Consider the following 19,371-nt stretch of genomic DNA (forward strand, 5'->3'; position numbering starts at 1 on the left):
CCGAAGGGCCATCGTCCGGAGACCGTGCGGATCCGGCCGGTTCGGCTCGTGAGCCGCAAGAGGGGGCCCCTGGGCTTGCGCATGGAAACCGATCGGTTTACGGTGGTGGAAACCGATCGGTTTTCGACGCGCCGTCCCGCCTCGGATTCACCCGTCCGCACTTCACCTGGAGGAACTGAGACATGCCCGAGCAGCAGCCACGTCCCACGATGCACATTCCGGGGACCACCAGCCACACCATCGCCCCGCGCGCGGGACACGGCGGCGAGGGAACGCTGCGCTACCTCAAGGCGGGCACCGGCGCCCCCCTGGTCCTGCTGCACACTCTGCGCACGCAGGCCGAGCACTTCCGCTCGCTCATTCCGCTGATCGCGGAGCGGTACACCGTGTACGCCCTCGATCTGCCGGGGATGGGCTATTCCGAGATCGTGCCCGGGGCGTCGTACGAAGAGTCGGCGCTGCGTACGGGCGTCGAGCGACTCCTCACCGAACTCGACCTGCGCGACGTGACGTTGGTGGGGGAATCCCTGGGTGGAGTGCTCGCCCTGACCACCGCGGCCGATCTGCCGGAGCGGGTACGGCGCGTCGTCTCGGTGAACCCGTACGACTACCGCGACGGCATCGCCCGGTCCAGCCTCATCGCCCGCGTGGTGATCAGCGGGATCATCGCTCCGGGGGTGGGCAAGTTGATCGCCGAGCAGGAACCCAAGCCCGTCCTGCGCAGGATCCTGCAGGGCGGCGTCGGCGACAAGGCCGCTTTCCGGGAGGACTACCTGGACGAGCTTCTCCAGTCCGGCAGGCGTCCCGGCTTCCCGACCGTCGCCCGCGCCCTGTACCGGAACATGCCCAGCCTCATCGCGGCCCGCTCGCGCTACCCCGAGGTCAAGGCTCCCGTCCACCTCATCTACGGCGAGAACGACTGGTCCCGCCCATCGGACCGGGAGGCCAACAAGAGGTTGCTTCCCGCCGCCGACTTCACGCAGGTACCGGGAGCGGACCACTTCATCGCTCTGGAGAGGCCGGAGGTGGTGGCCGACCTGCTGAACGCGGTGGCATGACGCGAGAAAGCTGAATGCCGCCGACAACAACGCTGCCCTGGCCATCCACCGCCGCGGCCTGCGATACCCGAACAACCCAGGAGTCAAGAAACCATGTCTTCTCACGCCACCTCCACCATCTTCGTCATTGGCGGCACAGGGGCCCAAGGAATCCCGATCGTGCGCGCTCTGGTCGCCGACAAGAAGTACTCCGTCAAGGTCCTGACCCGGGACGCCAACTCCCCCCGAGCGCAGGCGCTCGTCGCGCTGGGAAATGTCTCCGTCCTCGAAGGGACGTTCGCCGACGAGGAGGTACTGCGCGAGGGATTTCGCGGCTGCGACGGGGCGTTCATCAACATCGACGGGTTCAACACCGGTGAGAAGGCGGAGACGTACTGGGCCATCCGCACGTACGAGATCGCGATCGAGGAAGGAATCAAGTTCTTCGTCTACGGCAATCTCGACTACGCCCTCAAGAAGTCGGGCTACGACTCCAGGTTCCGCACCGGCCACTATGACGGCAAGGGCCGCATGGCCGAATGGGTGCTGTTCCAGAACGAGAAGAACAGGGACCGGATGGGAGCCGCGGTCTTCACGTCGGGCCCCTACATCGAGATGGTGATCTCGCCGCTCACGCCCATGACACCCTCCGTCGAGGACGGCGTCGTCACCTGGCGCGTCCCGCTCGGCGAGGGGGCCGTCCCGCACGTCGCCCTGGAAGACTGCGGCTTCTACGTCCGCTGGCTCTTCGACAACCCGGAACGGGCCAACGGCATGGACCTCGAAGTCGCCATCGAGCACATGACCTACGCCGACATGGCAGCGGCCTTCGAAAAGGTCACCGGGCACCCGGCGCAGTACATCGACACCGACCTGGACGAGTACTGGAACAGTCCGGACCTGACAGGGATCGCCGATGACCCTGCCGGATACAACGCCGATCCCCACGACAAGAGCACCATGAGTTTCCGCGACAACTTCACCGGCTTCTGGAATGTGTGGAAGCACGGGATCATCACCAGGGACTACGCCCTGCTCGACGAGATCCACCCCAACAGGATCAGGAGCGCCGAGGAGTGGTTCCGCCGGGAGGACGAGCTGGGCCGGGAGTCCGGCAAGGGAAGCCTGTGGGAGAGGGTCCAGCCGGAAAACTGGACCATGGACTCCGCGGTCCTCAAGAGCAGCGCCGACTTCAGGACGGGCAAGCTTTGACGTGCTCCCTGGCCCAAAGCCCGATGATCTTCATGCGAGGGGCTGTGATCACGGCGTCGGAGCCGTCATGGACAGCGCCGTACGAAGCTCCGGGGCGGGATGGCGGGCGGGTTCGTCAGCGCGGACGACCGCGAGGAAGGCGTGAGCGAGCAGGGCCAGGGCCTTGGCGCCGGCCCCTGCCGACAGCTTCTGCCGGGCCCGCTTCGGCACCTTGACGGCCAGGGCATCCGCGCGGAACTTCCCGGCATCGGCCGTGACTTCATGGGAGCAGGCGACGGCGAGCACATGGCCGACGCCGCGCCCTTCCGGCGCCGCCCGCAGTTCCGGGTTGCCGCCGTAGACCGGCCGGCGGCCCGGCGGCGGGCCGGGTCGCACGTCCACGAGCGCGGGATGTACACACCAAGTCCCGCACCCGGCGCCGGGGTTCAACCCGCGCGAACCGGCCCGCTGTCCGGCCCGTCACGACCTCGAACGCCTCCTGCCGGCGGACAGCGTCTACGCTTTGACCCGCGGCTTCCGCATGTCTTCAGTCTTCGCACACCGATGATCACCGGCGGCCGCACCCGTCTTCACCACCCCCTCGGTCACGACGTGCGAAGACGGGGCCGCATCCGGTGCCCCGCTCGGGCATGCAGCGTCCGCCCGCCGACTCGTTACCAGGAGGACACATGCGACGCGGCGAAATCTGGTGGGTCGACTTCGACGAGCGACGCCCGGTCGTGCTGCTGTCGGACGACGAGTCATCCGGGTTCCAGGTCATGCAGGTCGTTGCGCCGGCGGGCGTCGACATCAGCGGCCTGGGCGTTGAAGTGGCGATAGGCGCCGGGGAAGGGCTGCCTTTCGAAGGCGTGCTGCGGTTCGCGTTCCCGCGTCCAGGCTTTACTCCTTGCACCTGGCTGACCACTGTCGCCCGGGACGACCTGATCGAGCGAGCGGGCGTGTTGTCCTCCGCGAAGCTCAGCGAGGTCGGAGCCGCCCTCCATACCGCTGGAGAGAGGAGGGAGTGGACCCCGATGACGGCTGCGAGGCTCCGCGAGATCAAAGATGCCCGCCGTCTCGGAGGACTCGACCAGCGGACGCCTCTGCTGCCCAGTCCGATCTCGTCGACGACCGACGGCGGCCCCCCTTCCACCGCCCTCCAGCAACAAGATCACGATCTAGGGCCGGGGCACTAGGTGTGCTGACCGGACAGGTTGGTGACACGGCTGGCTGGGGGGTGGCCGCCGAGAGGATGCCGGCGGTGAGATTGCGGGCCGCGGTGGTGAGGTCCATGCCGATGGTGGTGAGGGCCGGTACGGCGAGCGAGCTCACGGGGAGGTCGTCGACGCGGATGAGCGCCAGGTCGTCCGGGACGCCGATGTGCTGCGTGCGGCAGCTCGCCAGGACGGCGAGAGCGATGAGGTCGTTGAACGCGGCGACCGCCGGACCGGGGTGGCGGCCTGTGCCCACTCCGCGACGGCGTCCCGGGCGCTGGTCCGCGAGTAGCGCATGCTGACCACGTGCGCCGCCGGCAGCCCCGGATCGCGGCAGGCCCGGGTGGCTCCTTCCGGGCGGCGCGGACTTGCACGGGGAAACCGATCGGTTTACGGTGGTGAAACTGACCGGTTTCTCGTCGCGCACGTGGGCGAGTTCCGGGCCCGAGTGACGAGGAGCATGGATGACTGCCGCGCGCGATGGCGAGGGGCACACGCCGCCTCCGCCTCCCAGGCTTCCGGCGAAGCTGGCCGCCCACCCGTCCGTGCGGGCCGTACTCGCCCGGCGCGCGGCCGGTGACACGGCGCGCCCGCCGGCGGTGATCGACGCGGCCTGGCTGCGCGAGCTGTGTCTGGCGGCCGGTGCGGACGACATGGCCGCGGTGAGCCTGGACCACCCCGACCTGGCTGGCGAACGCGAGTACGCCCAGTCCGCGCTGCCCGGCACTCGGAGCCTGATCGCGATGGCGGTCCGGCTGAACCGCGACAACTGCCGCTCCCCGGCCCGCAGCGTGGCCAACCAGGAGTACCACCAGACCGACGAACAGGCCAACCACGCCGCACGCGGCGTCACCCAGGCGCTCCAGGACGCCGGGTACCGCGCACTCAATCCGTCCGTCGGCTTCCCCCAGGAGATGGACCGCTACTCCCGTGACCGGATCTGGGTCGTCGCTCACAAGACGGTCGCGGTGGCCGCCGGGCTCGGCGTGATGGGTCTGCATCGCAACGTCATCCACCCGAAGTTCGGCAGCTTCATGCTGCTGGTCACCGTTCTGGTGGACGCGGAGGTGAGCGAGTACGGACAGCCGCTGGACTACAACCCCTGTATCGACTGCAAGTTGTGCGTCGCGGCCTGCCCGGTCGGCGCCATCGCCAAGGACGGCGCGTTCGACGGACTGGCCTGCGCCACCCACAACTACCGCGAGTTCATGAGCGGGTTCACCGACTGGGTGCAGACGGTGGCCGACAGCGAGGACGCCGCGGACTACCGCTCCCGGGTCACCGACTCCGAGAGCGCCTCCATGTGGCAGAGCCTGGCCTCGCCCCCCGGCTACAAGTCCGGCTACTGCCTCGCCGTCTGCCCGGCCGGCGAGGACGTCCTGGGCCCGTACCTGGACGACCGCAAGTCGTTCATGGACACCGTGCTGCGGCCGCTGCGGGACAAGAGGGAAACGCTCTACGTCCTGCCGGGCTCCCAGGCGCAGGAGTACGCCCGGCGCCGTTTCCCCCACAAGCCGATCAAGGAAGTCACCGGCGGCTGGCAGCCCCCGGCGAAGCGTTCCGCGTCCCCCGAACGAGAGACACCTACGTCATGAGTGGCATGTCCCCCTTCCGTGTCCTGCGCGCCAAACCTCTGTGGATCGCCAACGGCGTCATCACGGGCGTACTCGCGCTGCTGTTCGCCGTGTTCTACGTCGGCGCCAACATCGATCCGGTCGATCACATGACCAAGCTGCCCGTCGGCCTGGTCAACGCGGACAAGGGAGCGGGCCAGGTCAACCTCGGGGCTCAGATCACCGAGTCGATCAGGAAGTCCACCGCGAACGGGGGCAAGATCGACTGGAAGGTGATGGACGAGAGGGAGCTGAAGGAGGAACTCGGCGAGGGCAAGCTGTTCGGCGCGCTCGTCGTCCCCGCCGACTTCACCTCCTCCGTCACCGCACTGACGAGCACCACGACCACCGGCGCACCGGCCCGCCCGACGCTGACGGTCCTCACCAACCAGTCGGCCGGCAGCATCGGATCCGGCCTGGCCCGCACGGCGACGACCCGGGCGGCCGAGAGCGCCTCGCTCCAGGTGGGCAAGGAGCTGACCGCGCGGAGCGGCGCCCAGCAGGCGAAACTCCCTGCCGCGGCACGTGTGCTGCTCGCCGACCCGGCCGCCGTCACGGTGAAGGACGGCCACCCCCTCGACTCGCACAGCGGCCTGGGCCTGACGGCGTTCTACTACGCGCTCACCCTCGTGGTCGTCGGCATGCTCTCCGCCAACGTCATCAGCGGCCAGGTCGACCACGCCCTCGGCTACACCCACAACGACATGGGTCCCCGGCGCCTGCACCGTCCCCTGATCCGGGCGACCCGGGTGCAGACCCTCGCCATCAGCACCACCCTCATGGCCGGACTGTCGCTGCTGATGGGCACCCTGGTCATGGCGGGTGCGGTCGGCCTCATGGGCATGGACGCTTCCCATCTGCCGCTGCTGTGGCTGTACTCGGTGTGCGCCATCGCGGTCGCCGGGATCGGCGCGCTCACCCTCCTCGCGGTCTTCGGCACGCCCGGCATGCTCGTGGTCACGCTGGTCTTCATTGGAATGGCGGTGCCGACGGCAGGCGCCACCACCCCCATCGAGGCGCTGCCCGGCTTCTACCGCTTCCTCGCGGAGTTCGAGCCGCTGCGGCAGATCACCGGCGGAATCCGCTCGATCCTCTACTACGACGCCCAGGGCGACGCAGGGCTGACCCGGGGCTGGGTCATGATGGCGGCCGCTCTCGCGGCGGCGGCGCTGTTCGGCTTCGGCGTGCTGGGGTGGTACGACCGCAAGGGTCTGCACCGCATCCCGGTGGAGACGACGTCAGAGAAGACGGCGGTCCCGGCCTAGCGGAAGCCACTCCCGCATCCCCCAGGACGGGGCCATCACTTGGAGTGGCCAGGGCTCGGCGACGGCCATTCCCCCGGGCCGTCGCCGAGCCGCCCCCTGTCCGCAACGCGGAAACCGATCGGTGTCTTTTCCGCTTCTCTCTGAGCTAACCTCGCGGTGTGACCACTGAAGTGAAACTGAGCCCCAGGGAACGGCTGCTGGAGGCGGCGGCCGCACTCACCTACCGAGACGGTGTCAACATCGGCGTCGAGGCGCTGTGCAAAGCGGCCGGAGTGTCGAAGCGCTCCATGTACCAGCTGTTCCAGAGCAAGGACGAACTGCTCGCGGCGAGCCTGGAGCGGCGCACCTCCACCCATGTGGCGGCCCTCCTGCCCGCGGCGGACGACGACCGGCCCCCCAGGGAGCGCATCCTGCACGTCTTCGGGCAGGTGGAATCGCAGTCGGGCGCCCCCGATTTCTACGGCTGCCCCTTCCTTGCCGCGCAGATCGAGCTCAAGGACCGGAGTCACCCGGCGAGCCGCGTCGCCCATGGGGTCAAGGAGAACCTGACCGCCTTCTTCCGTGCCGAGGCCGAGCGGGGCGGAGCGAGCGATCCCGGTCTGCTGGCCCGGCAGCTCAGCCTCGTCTTCGACGGTGGCAGCGCCCGCGCGGGCATCGGAGCTGACGAACTGGCGGGGCTCTTCGCGCCCACGGTGATCACGCTGCTCGACGCGGCGGGTGTGCGCTGACCGATCACTACTCGGTCGCAAGCGTGGACCCGGATCATCGGCCGCGGGGGATACGGCGGCATCACCGGCGAACTGGACACTCTGCTCGGACGCCCTGCGCATCCACGACGGGGCGTTCTCCGCGATGGACCTCACCGCCCGCCACCCGCGCACCGGAGAACTGCTGTCCGGCCTCGGGCCGCCGGCGCCGGAGTCGGCGAGGGTCGTTCCTCGCCCGGCTCCAGGCGAACCGCCGTTCCAGGAGCACCCGGACTCGCGAGGCTGAGCACAGTACGCGCACAACGAGGGCGAGCAGGCGTTCTCGGGTCACCGGTCTGTACTGCCGGCCGAGCCGGTGCGAGGAAGCGACATCTCACCGACACCGGCCCGGGCCACCAGGCATCAGCGCAGGTCGCGAACGTGGCCTGGTGCCCACCAACGAGTCCGGTCACACTGCCCGTATGACGGGTGAGACGGGTGATCCGGGGCTGTTCACCCCGGCGAGCGTGACATGGCAGATGCACGGCGACCCGATGATGTGGGTCGCCGGCATCCGCGCCCTCTATCTCCAGGCGCTCCATCCGCGCGCCGTCCGCGGGGTCATGGAGAACTCCGACTTCCGGCACGACGCCTGGGGCCGGCTCATGCGCACCGCGAACTTCGTCGGCACCACGACCTACGGCACCGGCGACGCCGCGGAGAAGGCCGGAGCCCGGGTCCGCAAGATCCATCGCCTGCTCACGGCCACCGACCCCGACACCGGCGAGCGCTACCCGGTCGACGAACCCGGCCTGCTGCTGTGGGTCCACTGCGCCGAGATCGACTCGTATCTGCACGTCCTGCGCCGCTCCGGCTACCCCCTCACCGACGCCGCCGCCGACCGCTATGTGGCCGAACACCGCGTCAGCGCCCGTCTGGTGGGCCTCGATCCCTCGGGCGTGCCCGCCGACCAGGCCGAGATGAAGGCCTACTTCGAGAAGGTACGACCCGAACTCGCCGCCGGAGCGGACGCGCGGGCGGTGGACGACTTCCTGCTCCGGCCGCCCACCCACCCCCTGCTCGTCCCCGCGCGCACCCTGCTGTGGCGGCGCGTGGCCGACCTGGCCTACGCCTCCCTGCCGCCGTACGCCCACGCGCTGTACGGCAGACCGGCACCGCGCCCCGCCACCGTCACCCGGCGGTTGCGCGCCACGGGCACCCTGCTGCGCCGTATCCCCGCCCACGTACGCTGGCAGCTCCCGCCCCAGCACATCCTGCGCGCCATGGCGAGACTGGGCCCCCAGGCCCGTCCCGCACCGCACAAGGTCCCGCTGTAGACCGTCCGGCTCAGCCCCAGCCCAGCTCCGTGTACGCGCGGCCGGCTCGGATGCCGTCGACCGCCGCCCGCGCGTAGTCGACCATCGGCTCCGGGAGCGCGTCGAGGGGCCACCAGTCCCAGCCCAGGCACTTGTCCGGTTCGAGCAGTCGCGGTTCGCCGCCCCAGCGGCGGGCGCGGAACACCAGCTGGATCCGGGGCCGGCGGCGGAAGCCGTTGTCGATGTGGACGGTGTGCACCAGCTCCACGTCCGCCGGGTCGATCTCCAGCCCCGCCTCCTCCCTGGCCTCCCGCACCAGACAGGTCACGGCCGACTCCTGTTCGCAGTGCCCGGCGAGGAAGTGGTGGGTCCGGGGCGCGAAGGCCGCGTCCGGATGGCGCAGCCCGAGCAGGATCCTGCCGTCCTGCTCCAGGTAGAGATGGACGCCCACGACATGCGGGGCCTCCCGCCGCACGGGCACGCTCCCGTCGCCGCGGTGCAGGGCGAGCACCTCGGCCGCCCAGGGCGCCACGACGAGATGCCGGACCGTCGACGCGTCGAAGAAGGCGAACATGATGCCCTCGCCGACCGGGATCCGCGACGGGTCGCCGTCCCAACGGCCCAGGAAGACCGTGGTGTCCTCGGTGACCGTGAACCGGGTCATCCCCTCGATCACCAGTCCGGTCTCCTCCAGCAGCTCCCGCGCGACCGCCTCCTCCGGCGTCTCGTCCCCCTCCCGCGCCCCGCCGGGCAGCGACCAGGTGCCCGGATCCCAGATCGGCTTGTAGGCGTCCCGCAGATGCAGCAGATACTGCCCCCGCCCGTTGACCAGGAGCGCGGCCGTCTGACTCGCCTCGGTGTCCATGGGATCCCCCCTCGTATCCAACCTGCCGTAGATCGTGTTACGAAGAATCCATGCCTGCTCACGAGGGACACCACACCTACGACGCCGTAGTCGTCGGCGGCGGACACAACGGCCTGGTCGCCGCCGCCTACCTGGCCCGGGCCGGACGGTCCGTGCTGGTGCTGGAACGGCTCGACCACACCGGCGGCGCAGCCGTCTCCACCCGCCCCTTCACCGGTGTGGACGCCCGGCTGTCGCGCTACTCCTACCTGGTCAGCCTGCTCCCGCGGAAGATCGTGACGGACCTCGGCCTGCGCTTCCGCGTGCAAGGGCGCACGATCTCGTCGTACACCCCCGTCGAGCGCGGCGGACGACCCACGGGACTTCTGGTGGGCGGGGGAGAGGACCGCACCCGGGAGGCCTTCGCCCGGCTGACGGGCGGGGAGCGGGAGTATACGGCCTGGCAGCGCTTCTACGGCATGACCGGGCGCCTCGCCCAACGGGTCTTCCCCACGCTCACCGAACCCCTGCCCACCCGGGACGAGCTGCGCCGCCGTATCGACGACGAGGAAGCCTGGCGCGCGCTCTTCGAGGAACCGATCGGCGCCGCCGTGGAGGCGAACTTCACCGACGACCTGGTACGGGGCGTGGTCCTCACCGACGCCCTCATCGGCACCTTCGCCGACGCCCACGACCCCTCCCTCCGGCAGAACCGCTGCTTCCTGTACCACGTCATCGGCGGCGGGACCGGTGCCTGGGACGTGCCCGTCGGCGGGATGGGGGCCCTCACCGACGCCCTGGCCGCCGCCGCGCGCGACGCCGGAGCCGTCATCGCCACCGGCCACGAGGCCGTCCGTATCGCCACCGACGGCCACAGCGCCGAGGTCACCTGGCGCACCGCCGACGGCGAGGGCGTCACCACCGCCCGCCACGTCCTGGTGGGCGCCTCCCCGCAGGCCCTCGCCGCCCTCACCGGCGACAGGCCGCCGGCCCCCGCCGAGGGTGCCCAGCTCAAGGTGAACATGCTGCTCAAGCGGCTGCCCAGGCTGCGGGACGGCTCGGTCGACCCGCGCGAGGCCTTCGCCGGCACCTTCCACATCGCCGAGGGCTACGAGCAGCTCGCCACCGCCCACGCCCAGGCCGCCGCCGGTGAGCTGCCCGCCGCTCCGCCGTCCGAGATCTACTGCCACTCCCTGACCGACCCGACGATCCTCGGCCCCGACCTGGTCGCGCGGGGCTACCAGACCCTGACGCTGTTCGGTCTGCACACCCCGGCCCGGCTCTTCGCACGTGACCACGACTCCGTCCGCGACGAACTCCTCAAGGCCACCCTCGCCCAGCTCGACGCCCACCTCGCCGAACCGCTGGCCGACTGTCTCGCCCTGGACGCCGACGGGCGCCCCTGCATCGAGGCGAAGACCCCGCTCGACCTGGAGCGCGACCTCGGGCTGCCCGGCGGCAACATCTTCCACCGCGACCTGTCCTGGCCGTACGCGGACGAGGCCACCGGCCGCTGGGGCGTGGAGACCGCGCACGCGAACATCCTGCTGTGCGGCGCGGGCGCGGTCCGCGGGGGAGGGGTGAGCGGAGTGCCGGGGCACAACGCGGCGATGGCGGTTCTGGAGGCCGACCGGTAAGTGCCGCCGAGAGCAGGAAATCTGACGGTCTATCAGAAAACCTCTTCCGTCGGCCGGTCCGCTGCGGCATCCTGCGCCCATGCAGACGGAGCTGAGCAATCACCTGGGAGTCGAGCACGCCGTCTTCGGCTTCACGCCGTTCCCCGCCGTGGCCGCGGCCATCAGCCGCGCCGGCGGCTTCGGCGTGCTCGGCGCGGTCCGCTACACTGCCCCAGACGACCTCAAACGCGACCTCGACTGGATCGAGGCGCACGTCGACGGTCGGCCCTACGGGCTCGACGTCGTCATGCCCGCCAAGAAGGTCGAAGGCGTCACCGAGGCCGACGTCGAGGCGATGATCCCCGAGGGGCACCGGCAGTTCGTCCGGGACACCCTCGCCAAGTACGGAGTCCCGGAGCTGGCCGAGGGCGAGGCGTCCGGCTGGCGGATCACCGGCTGGATGGAGCAGGTCGCCCGCAGCCAGCTCGACGTCGCCTTCGACTACCCGATCCGGCTGCTCGCCAACGCCCTCGGCTCCCCGCCCGCCGACGTCGTCACCCGCGCCCACGAGCGCGGCGTGCTGGTCGCCGCGCTCGCCGGGAGCGCCCGGCACGCCCGCAAGCACCAGGAGGCGGGCATCGACGTCGTCGTGGCCCAGGGGTACGAGGCCGGAGGCCACACCGGTGACATCGCCTCGATGATCCTGACCCCGGAGATCGTGGACGCCGTCGACCCGCTGCCCGTCCTCGCCGCCGGCGGCATCGGCAGCGGCCGCCAGATCGCCGCCGCCCTCGCGCTGGGCGCCCAGGGCGTCTGGCTCGGCTCCCTCTGGCTGACCACGGCCGAGGCCGATCTGCACTCGCCCGCCCTCACCCGCAAGCTCCTCGCGGCCGGCTCCGGCGACACGGTCCGCTCCCGCGCCCTCACCGGCAAACCCGCACGTCAGCTCCGCACCGAATGGACCGACGCCTGGGACGACCCGCACGGCCCCGGCACCCTCCCCATGCCCCTGCAGGGCCTGCTGGTCGCCGAGGCGGTCTCCCGCATCCAGAAGTACGAGGTCGACCCGCTGCTCGGCACACCCGTCGGGCAGATCGTCGGCCGGATGAACGAAGTCCGTCCCGTCCAGGCGGTCTTCGACGACCTCACCCGCGGCTTCGAACAGGCCGTGGACCGCGTCAACCGCATCGCCGGAAGGAGCGGCCAGTGACGAGCACGAGCACACCCCCCGCGGGCTTCTGGGCCCAGGCCACCGCCGACCCCGACCGTACGGTCCTGATCGCCCCGGACGGCGAGGAGTGGACCGCCGGACGCCTGCACGCCGCCGCGAACCGGCTGGTGCACGGACTGCGCGCGGCCGGGATGGAACGCGGCGACGCCTTCGCCGTGGTCCTGCCCAACTCGCCCGAGTTCTTCACCGCCTACCTCGCCGCGACCCAGGCGGGCTTCTATCTCGTCCCGGTCAACCACCACCTCGTCGGCCCCGAGATCGCCTGGATCGTCTCCGACTCCGGAGCCAAGGTCCTCATCGCCCACGAGCGCTTCGCCGAGGAGTCCCGCCGGGCCGCCGACGAGGCCGGTCTGCCCACGAGCCACCGGTACGGCGTCGGAGGGGCCGAGGGCTTCCGGCCGTACGCCGAACTCCTCGACGGACAACCGGAGTCGGCCCCCGCGGGCCGCACCCTCGGCTGGGTCATGAACTACACCTCGGGGACGACGGGCCGCCCGCGCGGCATCCGGCGGCCGCTGCCCGGCAAGCTGCCCGAGGAGTCCTACCTGGGCGGCTTCCTGGCCTTCTTCGGCGTCCGGCCGTTCGACGACAACGTCCACCTCGTCTGCTCACCGCTCTACCACACGGCGGTCCTGCAGTTCGCGGGCTCCTCCCTGCACATCGGGCACCGACTGGTCCTCATGGACAAGTGGACACCCGAGGAGATGCTGCGGCTGATCGACACCTACGACTGCACGCACACGCACATGGTCCCCACCCAGTTCCACCGGCTCCTGGCCCTGCCCGAGTCCACCCGGCAGGCGTACGACGTCTCCTCCATGCGGCACGCCATCCACGGCGCCGCGCCCTGCCCGGACCACGTCAAGCGGGCGATGATCGACTGGTGGGGCGAGTGCGTGGAGGAGTACTACGCGGCCAGCGAGGGAGGCGGCGCCTTCGCCACCGCCGAGGACTGGCTGAAGAAGCCCGGCACGGTCGGAAAGGCCTGGCCCATCAGCGAGTTGGCGATCTTCGACGACGACGGCAACCGCCTCGCGCCGGGTGAACTCGGCACCGTCTACATGAAGATGAGCACCGGTGGCTTCGCCTACCACAAGGACGAGGCGAAGACGAGGAAGAACCGCATCGGCGACTTCTTCACCGTCGGCGACCTCGGCGTCCTCGACGAGGAGGGCTACCTCTTCCTCCGCGACCGCAAGATCGACCTGATCATCTCCGGCGGCGTCAACATCTACCCCGCCGAGATCGAGTCCGCGCTCCTCGCCCACCCGGCCGTCGCCGACGCCGCCGCCTTCGGCATCCCGCACGACGACTGGGGCGAGGAGGTCAAGGCGGTCGTCGAACCGGCCCCCGGCCATGAGCCCGGCCCCGACCTCGCCGCCGCCCTCCTGGCGCACTGCGCCGACCGTCTCGCCGGATACAAGCGCCCCAAGTCCGTCGACTTCATCACCGAGATGCCCCGCGACCCCAACGGCAAGCTCTACAAACGGCGCCTGCGGGAACCGTACTGGGAGGGGCGGACCCGGCCGGTGTGAAACTCGGAGCCCGCCGGACACGACGGGGGAGTGGGCCGTGCCCCGTGCGCAGGGCGGGCGAGTTCGGGCCGGCCGCCGTCATGCTGGCCGCCATGGCCGCCGTACGGCTCGGTCCGCGCCCGGAGGACGAAGAGCCCCTGTGGGCCGCCCTGGCGCTCGCCGCCGTCATCGCCGGCAGCCTGGCGGTGCGCCGCAGCCGGCCGCTGACGGCCCGCGCGGTCGGCACGGCGGGGCTCGCCGTAGAAGCCCTGACGGTGGGGCCCGGCCCGCTGACACCCGTGGCGAACCTCATCGGGGTGTACTCCGTCGGCCTGTGCGCCACCCCGCCGAGGGCCCGGCTCGGCGCCCTGCTCGTCCTGCCCGGAGTGCCGGCCTACTTCGCGCCGGAGGACCGGCCCGCCTCGGTGCCCGTCGAAACGAGGTGTGGCGTGCCGTACGCCCCGTCGACCGCTACCAGCAACTGCTGTGGGTGTCCTTCGGGCTGCTGGTGTGGGCCGTCGTGTGGATCCTGCGGCACCTGGCCGACCGCTGGTGGACCCGGGCCGCGGCCGGCCTCGTCGTCTTCAGCTCGGTGACCGAGGCCGTGCTGATCACCGCGCAGCGCTGGCGCGGCACGGCCTCCCACTTCAGTCAGGCCACCGACACGGACGCCGCGATCCGGGGCCTGATCGGCAACGTCGTCCTGCTGCTGGTCCTCGGTGTGGTGGTCCTGCTGGTGGCCGCGCTCGTCCGGTTCGAGGGCGGTGCCGCGTCCCGGATCGCCGTGCTCGTGGGGCTCACCGCCGTGCCGGCGGCCCGGGGGATCGGACAGCGGATGGCCGCCATCGGCGAGCAGACCTTCGACGACACGGGGCACGTTCCGTACGAGATCCTCTTCGGAGCCGAGGGCAGCGCCGAACTGGCCCACGCAGTCGGCCCGCACGGGCTGCAACTCCTCGCGGTGCTCGCCATCCTGTGCGAGGCCGGCCGGCTCGGCGGGCGGGCGGCGGTCGCCGTGACGGGCATGGCGGCCCTCGGCTACAGCGCCTTCTTCGCGGCGATCACCGTCACGGCCTACGACGGACGCGCACCCCTGCACCCCTCCGCGGCCATGGCTGTCCTGCTCGTCGCAGGACTCCTGACCACGGCGGCGGCCCCATGCGTCGCCTTCGCCCGGGCCGCCCGCCCGACTTGACCTGCTCCGGTGGCCCGTCGAGGATCATGTGCCATGACGTCCGGACACGGCAGCACCGTCGACGGGGTGCTGCGGCGCAGCGCCCACCGCACCCCGGCCCGCGTCGCGGTCGAGTACCGCGACCGCACCTGGACCTACCAGGAACTCGACGACGCCGTCTCGCGCGCGGCGGCCGTGCTGCTCGGCGAGGGGCTGGAGCGCGGCGACCGGGTCGCGGCCTACGGCCACAACTCCGACGCCTACCTCATCGCCTTCCTCGCCTGCGCCCGCGCCGGCCTGGTCCACGTTCCCGTGAACCAGAACCTCACCGGCGACGACCTCGCGTACATCGTCGAGCAGTCGGGCAGCGCCCTCGTCCTGGCCGACCCCGATCTCGTGGAGCAACTCCCCGTCGGCGTACGGACGGTGCCGCTGCGGGACGCCGACGGCTCGCTCCTCGACCGACTGGCCGGCGGCGAGCCCTACGACGGCCCCGAGCCGCGCACCGACGAGCTGGTCCAGCTCCTGTACACCTCCGGTACGACCGCGCTGCCCAAGGGCGCGATGATGACCCACCGGGCGCTGGTGCACGAGTACCTCAGCGCGATCGCCGCCCTCGACCTGAGCGCCGGCGACCGCCCCGCGCACTCCCTGCCGCTGTACCACTCCGCGCAGATGCATGTGTTCCTGCTGCCGTACCTCGCGGTCGGCGCCACCAACCTCGTCCTCGACGCACCGGACGGGGAGCGGCTCTTCGACCTGATCGAGTCGGGTCGCGTCGACAGCCTGTTCGCCCCGCCCACCGTCTGGATCGGCCTCGCGAACCGCCCCGACTTCGCCACCCGGGATCTGAGCGGATTGCGCAAGGCCTACTACGGGGCGTCGATCATGCCGGTGCCCGTCCTGGAACGGCTGCGGGAACGCCTTCCGAAGCTCGGTTTCTACAACTGCTTCGGGCAGAGCGAGATCGGCCCGCTCGCCACCGTCCTCGCCCCGGACGAGCACAAGGGCCGGATGGACTCCTGTGGACGCACGGTCCTGTTCGTGGACGCCCGTGTCGTCGACGAGAACGGACAGGACGTCCCCGACGGCACTCCCGGTGAGATCGTCTACCACTCCCCGCAGCTGTGCGAGGGCTACTGGCGGAAGCCCGAGGAGACCGCCGAGGCATTCCGGGACGGCTGGTTCCACTCCGGGGACCTCGCCGTCCGTGACGCCCACGGCTACTTCACGATCGTCGACCGGGTGAAGGACGTCATCAACTCCGGTGGCGTGGTGATCGCTTCCCGTCAGGTCGAGGACGCCCTCTACACCCACGACGCGGTGGCCGAGGTCGCGGTGGTGGGGCTGCCCGACGAGAAGTGGATCGAGGCGGTGACCGCCGTTGTCGTCGCGCGTCAGGAGGTGACGGAGGACGAACTCATCGCGCACGCCCGGGAGAAGCTCGCCCCCTTCAAGGCCCCGAAGCGGGTGCTGTTCGTGGACGAGCTGCCGCGCAACGCCAGCGGGAAGATCCTCAAGCGGGAGCTGCGCGACAGGTTCGGGTCATGAGCCCCCTCACTCCTTGGGGCGTTCGTCCACGATCCGCCTGATCTTCCCCACCGACCGCTCCAGCGACTCCGGTTCGACGATCTCCACGGTCACCGACACCCCGATGCCGTCCTTCACGGCCGCCGCGATGGTGTGCGCGGCGCTGTCGCGGTCCTGCGGGGTGGCGCCGGGGCGGGCCTCCGCGCGGACCGTCAGGGCGTCGAGACGGCCCTCGCGGGTCAGCCGGAGCTGGAAGTGGGGCGCGACCCCGGGGGTGCGCAGCACGATCTCCTCGATCTGGGTCGGGAAGAGGTTCACCCCGCGCAGGATGACCATGTCGTCGCTGCGGCCGGTCACCTTCTCCATACGGCGGAACACCCGGGCCGTGCCCGGCAGCAGCCGGGTCAGATCACGGGTGCGGTAGCGGATCACCGGCATCGCCTCCTTGGTGAGGGAGGTGAACACCAGCTCGCCCTTCTCGCCCTCCGGCAGGACCTCACCCGTGATCGGGTCGACCACCTCGGGGAAGAAGTGGTCCTCCCAGATGTGCAGCCCGTCCTTCGTCTCCACGCACTCCTGCGCCACCCCCGGACCGATCACCTCCGACAGGCCGTATATGTCGACCGCGTCGATCGCGAACCGCTCCTCGATCTCCTGGCGCATCCGCTCCGTCCACGGCTCGGCGCCGAAGATCCCCACCCGCAGCGAGGTGGACCGCGGATCGACGCCCTGCCGTTCGAACTCGTCCAGCAGGGTCAGCATGTACGACGGGGTCACCATGATGATCCGGGGTTCCAGGTCCTGGATGAGCCGGACCTGACGGGAGGTCATTCCGCCGGACGCGGGGATCACCGTGCAGCCGAGGCGTTCGGCGCCGTAGTGCGCGCCGAGGCCGCCGGTGAACAGGCCGTATCCGTACGCCACATGCACGGTGTCGCCGGGGCGGCCGCCGGCCGCGCGGATCGAGCGGGCCACCATGTCCGACCAGAGCGACAGATCGCCGTCCGTGTAACCGACCACCGTGGGGAGGCCCGTCGTGCCGCTGGAGGCGTGGACCCGGCGGACGCGCTCGCGCGGGACGGCGAACATGCCGTACGGGTAGTGCGCGCGCAGGTCCGCCTTGGTGGTGAAGGGGAAGCGGGCCAGATCGGCGAGGCTTCGGCAGTCGTCGGGGTGGACGCCCGCCTTGTCGAAGGCCTCCCGGTAGAAGGGCACGTGCGCGTAGGCGTGCCGGAGGGTGGCCCGCAGGCGCTCGAGCTGCAGTGCCCGCAGGCCGGCCGCGTCGAGGCGCTCACCCTCGTCCAGCAGGTCCCTCGTGTCCGTCATGGGAGCCCTCCCTCGGGAAACCATGAAAAATCTTACTAATCCGGGCGACCGATCATTCGGTAGCCGTGTTGTGGATCAGTAATCCAGGCCGAGGGGCCCGGGGCAAGAGGTTCGCCGTGGGAATCGCGTTGTTTCTCAGTGGCTCTCCGCCACCGCCACCTCCCGTGCCCACCGGTAGTCCGCCTTCCCGCTCGGAGAGCGCCGGATGGACTCGGCGATCACGAGCTGGCGCGGGATCTTGTACCCGGCGAGGCGGGCCCGGCAGTGCGTCTGGATCTCCTCCAGGGAGGGGCGCGGCGCCCCGGTGCGCACCTGCACCACGGCCGCCACATGGTTGCCCCAGGTCTGGTCCGGCACCCCCGCCACCAGGGCGTCGTACACGTCCGGGTGCGACTTCAGCGCCTGCTCGACCTCCTCGGGGTACACCTTCTCGCCCCCCGTGTTGATGCACTGGGAGCCGCGGCCCAGGACGACCACCACCCCGTCCTCGTCGACAGTGGCCATGTCGCCCAGGAGCACCCAGCGTTCGCCGTCCTTCTCGAAGAAGGTCTCGGCCGTCTTCGCCGGGTCGTTGTAGTAGCCGAGCGGGACATGGCCGCGCTGGGCGACCCGGCCGACCTCGCCGGGGGCGATCGGCTCGTGGGTCGCCGGATCGACCACCCGGGTGCGGGAGTTGACCCGGATGCGGAAGCCGCGCTCGGGTCCTGAGTCGTCCGTCGCGGTCCCGTTGAAGCCGGACTCGGAGGACCCGAAGTTGTTGAGCAGCATCGCGTTCGGCATCAGCGCACGGAACTGGGCCCGGACCGTGTCCGACATGATCGCCCCGGAGGAGGACACGCTGAACACCGACGAGCAGTCGGTGCCCCTCATCGGCCCTTCGAGCGCGTCGATCAGCGGCCGCAGCATCGCGTCGCCCACCAGGGCGACCGCGTTGACCCGCTCCTTGGCGATGGTCCGCAGCACCTCCTCGGGCACGAACTTGCGGTGCAGCACGACCCGTTGACCGAAGTTGAAGCCGATGAAGGCGGTGAGGGTGGACGTGCCGTGCATCAGCGGGGGAGTGGGGAAGAAGGTGATCCCCGAACCGCCCGCCGCGACCCGCTCGGCGAGCTCCTCCGGCTTCTTGACCGGCTCCCCGGTCGGCGCACCGCCGCCCAACCCGGAGAAGAACAGGTCCTCCTGACGCCACATCACGCCCTTGGGCATGCCCGTGGTTCCGCCGGTGTAGATGATGAACTGGTCGTCGCCCGAACGGTCCGCGAAACCCCGCTCCGGCGAGCCCGCCGCCTCGGCGTCCGCGAAGGCGGTGACGCCCTCACCCGTCGGGCCGACGCACACCAGGTGCCGCAGCGCCGGGGCCTGCGGCAGCGCTGCCGCCACCAGGTCCGTGAACTCCGCGTCGAAGACCAGCCCGACGAGATCCGCGTCCCGGTAGAGATAGACCAACTCGTCCTCGACGTAACGATAGTTGACGTTGACCGGCACGATCCGCGCCTTCAGGCAGCCGAGCACCGTCTGCAGATACTCGACGCCGTTGTACAGATGCAGGCCGACGTGTTCCCCCGCGCGGATCCCGCTGTCCAGGAGGTGATGGCCGATCCGGTTGGCCGCCGCGTCCAGTTGCGCGTACGTCAGCCGGCGCTCGGCGCCGGTGCCCGGATGGTCGACGTACACCAGGGCCTCGCGGTCCGGCACCACGTCGACGACCGACTCGAACAGGTCGGCAAGGTTGTACTCCACCGCTCCTCCTGACCCTGGGGCGCCCCGGCTCGTGCGACGGTTCGCCGGTCATCAGAGCAAAGGGCGCGACAACT

General features: G+C 70.8%; 16 protein-coding genes and 3 pseudogenes. 14 read left to right on the plus strand and 5 right to left on the minus strand.

The genetic code is table 11. From position 1 onward, the window contains the following. Positions 1-182 precede the first annotated feature (182 nt). Together OG852_RS43245 and OG852_RS43250 are read left to right on the plus strand one after the other, a co-directional pair. Positions 183-1,058: an alpha/beta fold hydrolase gene (locus OG852_RS43245; protein WP_330350734.1), complete on the plus strand. Its 876-nt coding sequence runs from the start codon at positions 183-185 to the stop codon at positions 1,056-1,058. Positions 1,059-1,151: 93 nt separating this feature from the next. Beyond that, positions 1,152-2,249 (plus strand): NmrA family NAD(P)-binding protein, encoded by a 1,098-nt coding sequence (locus OG852_RS43250; protein WP_133913229.1) that lies wholly within the window; start codon positions 1,152-1,154, stop codon positions 2,247-2,249. A 162-nt stretch (positions 2,250-2,411) separates the two neighbouring features. On the opposite strand, the pseudogene OG852_RS43255 reads toward OG852_RS43250, so the two are convergent. Next, positions 2,412-2,591 (minus strand): annotated as a pseudogene (locus tag OG852_RS43255) (IS701 family transposase); the annotation flags it as partial. 326 nt (positions 2,592-2,917) lie between these two features. Between OG852_RS43255 and OG852_RS43260 the strand changes: the two are divergent. Beyond that, a pseudogene (locus OG852_RS43260) lies at positions 2,918-3,319 on the plus strand (type II toxin-antitoxin system PemK/MazF family toxin); the annotation flags it as partial. Here OG852_RS43260 and OG852_RS43265 read toward each other — a convergent pair. Next, positions 3,288-4,025: a substrate-binding domain-containing protein gene (locus OG852_RS43265; protein WP_330350735.1), complete on the minus strand. Its 738-nt coding sequence runs from the start codon at positions 4,023-4,025 to the stop codon at positions 3,288-3,290. The pseudogene OG852_RS43260 and the gene OG852_RS43265 overlap by 32 nt on opposite strands. On the opposite strand from OG852_RS43265, the gene OG852_RS43270 reads away from it, so the two are divergent. The 5 genes and pseudogenes from OG852_RS43270 to OG852_RS43290 all read left to right on the plus strand — a co-directional run bounded on the left by OG852_RS43270 (position 3,907) and on the right by OG852_RS43290 (position 8,343). Further along, positions 3,907-5,037: a 4Fe-4S binding protein gene (locus OG852_RS43270; protein WP_330350736.1), complete on the plus strand. Its 1,131-nt coding sequence runs from the start codon at positions 3,907-3,909 to the stop codon at positions 5,035-5,037. The two genes, OG852_RS43265 and OG852_RS43270, sit on opposite strands and share 119 nt — an antisense overlap. Next, complete coding sequence (locus OG852_RS43275) at positions 5,034-6,320, plus strand: DUF3533 domain-containing protein (protein ID WP_330350737.1); 1,287 nt, start codon at positions 5,034-5,036, stop codon at positions 6,318-6,320. The genes OG852_RS43270 and OG852_RS43275 overlap by 4 nt, the downstream gene beginning before the upstream one ends. A gap of 158 nt (positions 6,321-6,478) precedes the next feature. After that, the gene (locus OG852_RS43280; RefSeq protein ID WP_133913233.1) at positions 6,479-7,048 is read left to right on the plus strand and encodes a TetR/AcrR family transcriptional regulator; all 570 of its coding nucleotides are present in this window, start codon (positions 6,479-6,481) and stop codon (positions 7,046-7,048) included. 91 nt (positions 7,049-7,139) lie between these two features. Then, positions 7,140-7,217 (plus strand): annotated as a pseudogene (locus tag OG852_RS43285) (recombinase family protein); the annotation flags it as partial. Between the two features lie 271 nt (positions 7,218-7,488). Further along, positions 7,489-8,343: an oxygenase MpaB family protein gene (locus tag OG852_RS43290; RefSeq protein WP_330350738.1), complete on the plus strand. Its 855-nt coding sequence runs from the start codon at positions 7,489-7,491 to the stop codon at positions 8,341-8,343. A 10-nt stretch (positions 8,344-8,353) separates the two neighbouring features. Here the strand turns inward: OG852_RS43290 and OG852_RS43295 are convergent, their stop codons facing one another. Next, positions 8,354-9,187, minus strand: coding sequence for an NUDIX hydrolase (locus OG852_RS43295; protein ID WP_133913235.1), 834 nt, complete (start codon positions 9,185-9,187; stop codon positions 8,354-8,356). A 50-nt stretch (positions 9,188-9,237) separates the two neighbouring features. Between OG852_RS43295 and OG852_RS43300 the strand changes: the two genes are divergently transcribed. The 6 genes from OG852_RS43300 to OG852_RS43325 all read left to right on the plus strand — a co-directional run bounded on the left by OG852_RS43300 (position 9,238) and on the right by OG852_RS43325 (position 16,252). Continuing rightward, positions 9,238-10,803, plus strand: coding sequence for a phytoene desaturase family protein (locus tag OG852_RS43300; RefSeq protein ID WP_330350739.1), 1,566 nt, complete (start codon positions 9,238-9,240; stop codon positions 10,801-10,803). 79 nt (positions 10,804-10,882) lie between these two features. Then, positions 10,883-11,992 (plus strand): NAD(P)H-dependent flavin oxidoreductase, encoded by a 1,110-nt coding sequence (locus OG852_RS43305; protein ID WP_330350740.1) that lies wholly within the window; start codon positions 10,883-10,885, stop codon positions 11,990-11,992. Next, positions 11,989-13,548 (plus strand): acyl-CoA synthetase, encoded by a 1,560-nt coding sequence (locus tag OG852_RS43310; protein ID WP_133913238.1) that lies wholly within the window; start codon positions 11,989-11,991, stop codon positions 13,546-13,548. The genes OG852_RS43305 and OG852_RS43310 overlap by 4 nt, the downstream gene beginning before the upstream one ends. 44 nt (positions 13,549-13,592) lie before the next feature. Continuing rightward, entirely contained in the window at positions 13,593-14,123 is a 531-nt protein-coding gene (locus OG852_RS43315) for a hypothetical protein (protein ID WP_330350741.1), read from the plus strand. Next, positions 14,018-14,722 (plus strand): hypothetical protein, encoded by a 705-nt coding sequence (locus OG852_RS43320; protein WP_133913240.1) that lies wholly within the window; start codon positions 14,018-14,020, stop codon positions 14,720-14,722. Before OG852_RS43315 ends, OG852_RS43320 begins: the two co-directional genes overlap by 106 nt. Before the next feature lie 33 nt (positions 14,723-14,755). Beyond that, complete coding sequence (locus OG852_RS43325) at positions 14,756-16,252, plus strand: acyl-CoA synthetase (RefSeq protein WP_133913241.1); 1,497 nt, start codon at positions 14,756-14,758, stop codon at positions 16,250-16,252. A gap of 6 nt (positions 16,253-16,258) precedes the next feature. On the opposite strand, the gene paaK is transcribed toward OG852_RS43325, so the two are convergent. Together paaK and OG852_RS43335 are read right to left on the minus strand one after the other, a co-directional pair. Further along, complete coding sequence (gene paaK / locus OG852_RS43330) at positions 16,259-17,557, minus strand: phenylacetate--CoA ligase PaaK (RefSeq protein ID WP_330350742.1); 1,299 nt, start codon at positions 17,555-17,557, stop codon at positions 16,259-16,261. A 135-nt stretch (positions 17,558-17,692) separates the two neighbouring features. Beyond that, positions 17,693-19,297, minus strand: a complete 1,605-nt coding sequence (locus tag OG852_RS43335; RefSeq protein ID WP_330350743.1) for an acyl-CoA synthetase — start codon at positions 19,295-19,297, stop codon at positions 17,693-17,695. Positions 19,298-19,371 lie beyond the last annotated feature (74 nt).

This window comes from Streptomyces sp. NBC_00582 (assembly GCF_036345155.1).
In the GTDB taxonomy this organism is placed as follows: domain Bacteria; phylum Actinomycetota; class Actinomycetes; order Streptomycetales; family Streptomycetaceae; genus Streptomyces.

Excerpts from the sequence above, each read along its gene's own strand:
- OG852_RS43245 (WP_330350734.1), top strand. The coding sequence starts at position 183 with ATGCCCGAGCAGCAGCCACGTCCCACGATGCACATTCCGGGGACCACC.
- OG852_RS43250 (WP_133913229.1), top strand. The coding sequence starts at position 1,152 with ATGTCTTCTCACGCCACCTCCACCATCTTCGTCATTGGCGGCACAGGG.
- OG852_RS43270 (WP_330350736.1), top strand. The coding sequence starts at position 3,907 with ATGACTGCCGCGCGCGATGGCGAGGGGCACACGCCGCCTCCGCCTCCC.
- OG852_RS43275 (WP_330350737.1), top strand. The coding sequence starts at position 5,034 with ATGAGTGGCATGTCCCCCTTCCGTGTCCTGCGCGCCAAACCTCTGTGG.
- OG852_RS43290 (WP_330350738.1), top strand. The coding sequence starts at position 7,489 with ATGACGGGTGAGACGGGTGATCCGGGGCTGTTCACCCCGGCGAGCGTG.
- OG852_RS43295 (WP_133913235.1), bottom strand. The coding sequence starts at position 9,187 with ATGGACACCGAGGCGAGTCAGACGGCCGCGCTCCTGGTCAACGGGCGG.
- OG852_RS43300 (WP_330350739.1), top strand. The coding sequence starts at position 9,238 with ATGCCTGCTCACGAGGGACACCACACCTACGACGCCGTAGTCGTCGGC.
- OG852_RS43305 (WP_330350740.1), top strand. The coding sequence starts at position 10,883 with ATGCAGACGGAGCTGAGCAATCACCTGGGAGTCGAGCACGCCGTCTTC.
- OG852_RS43325 (WP_133913241.1), top strand. The coding sequence starts at position 14,756 with ATGACGTCCGGACACGGCAGCACCGTCGACGGGGTGCTGCGGCGCAGC.
- paaK (WP_330350742.1), bottom strand. The coding sequence starts at position 17,557 with ATGACGGACACGAGGGACCTGCTGGACGAGGGTGAGCGCCTCGACGCG.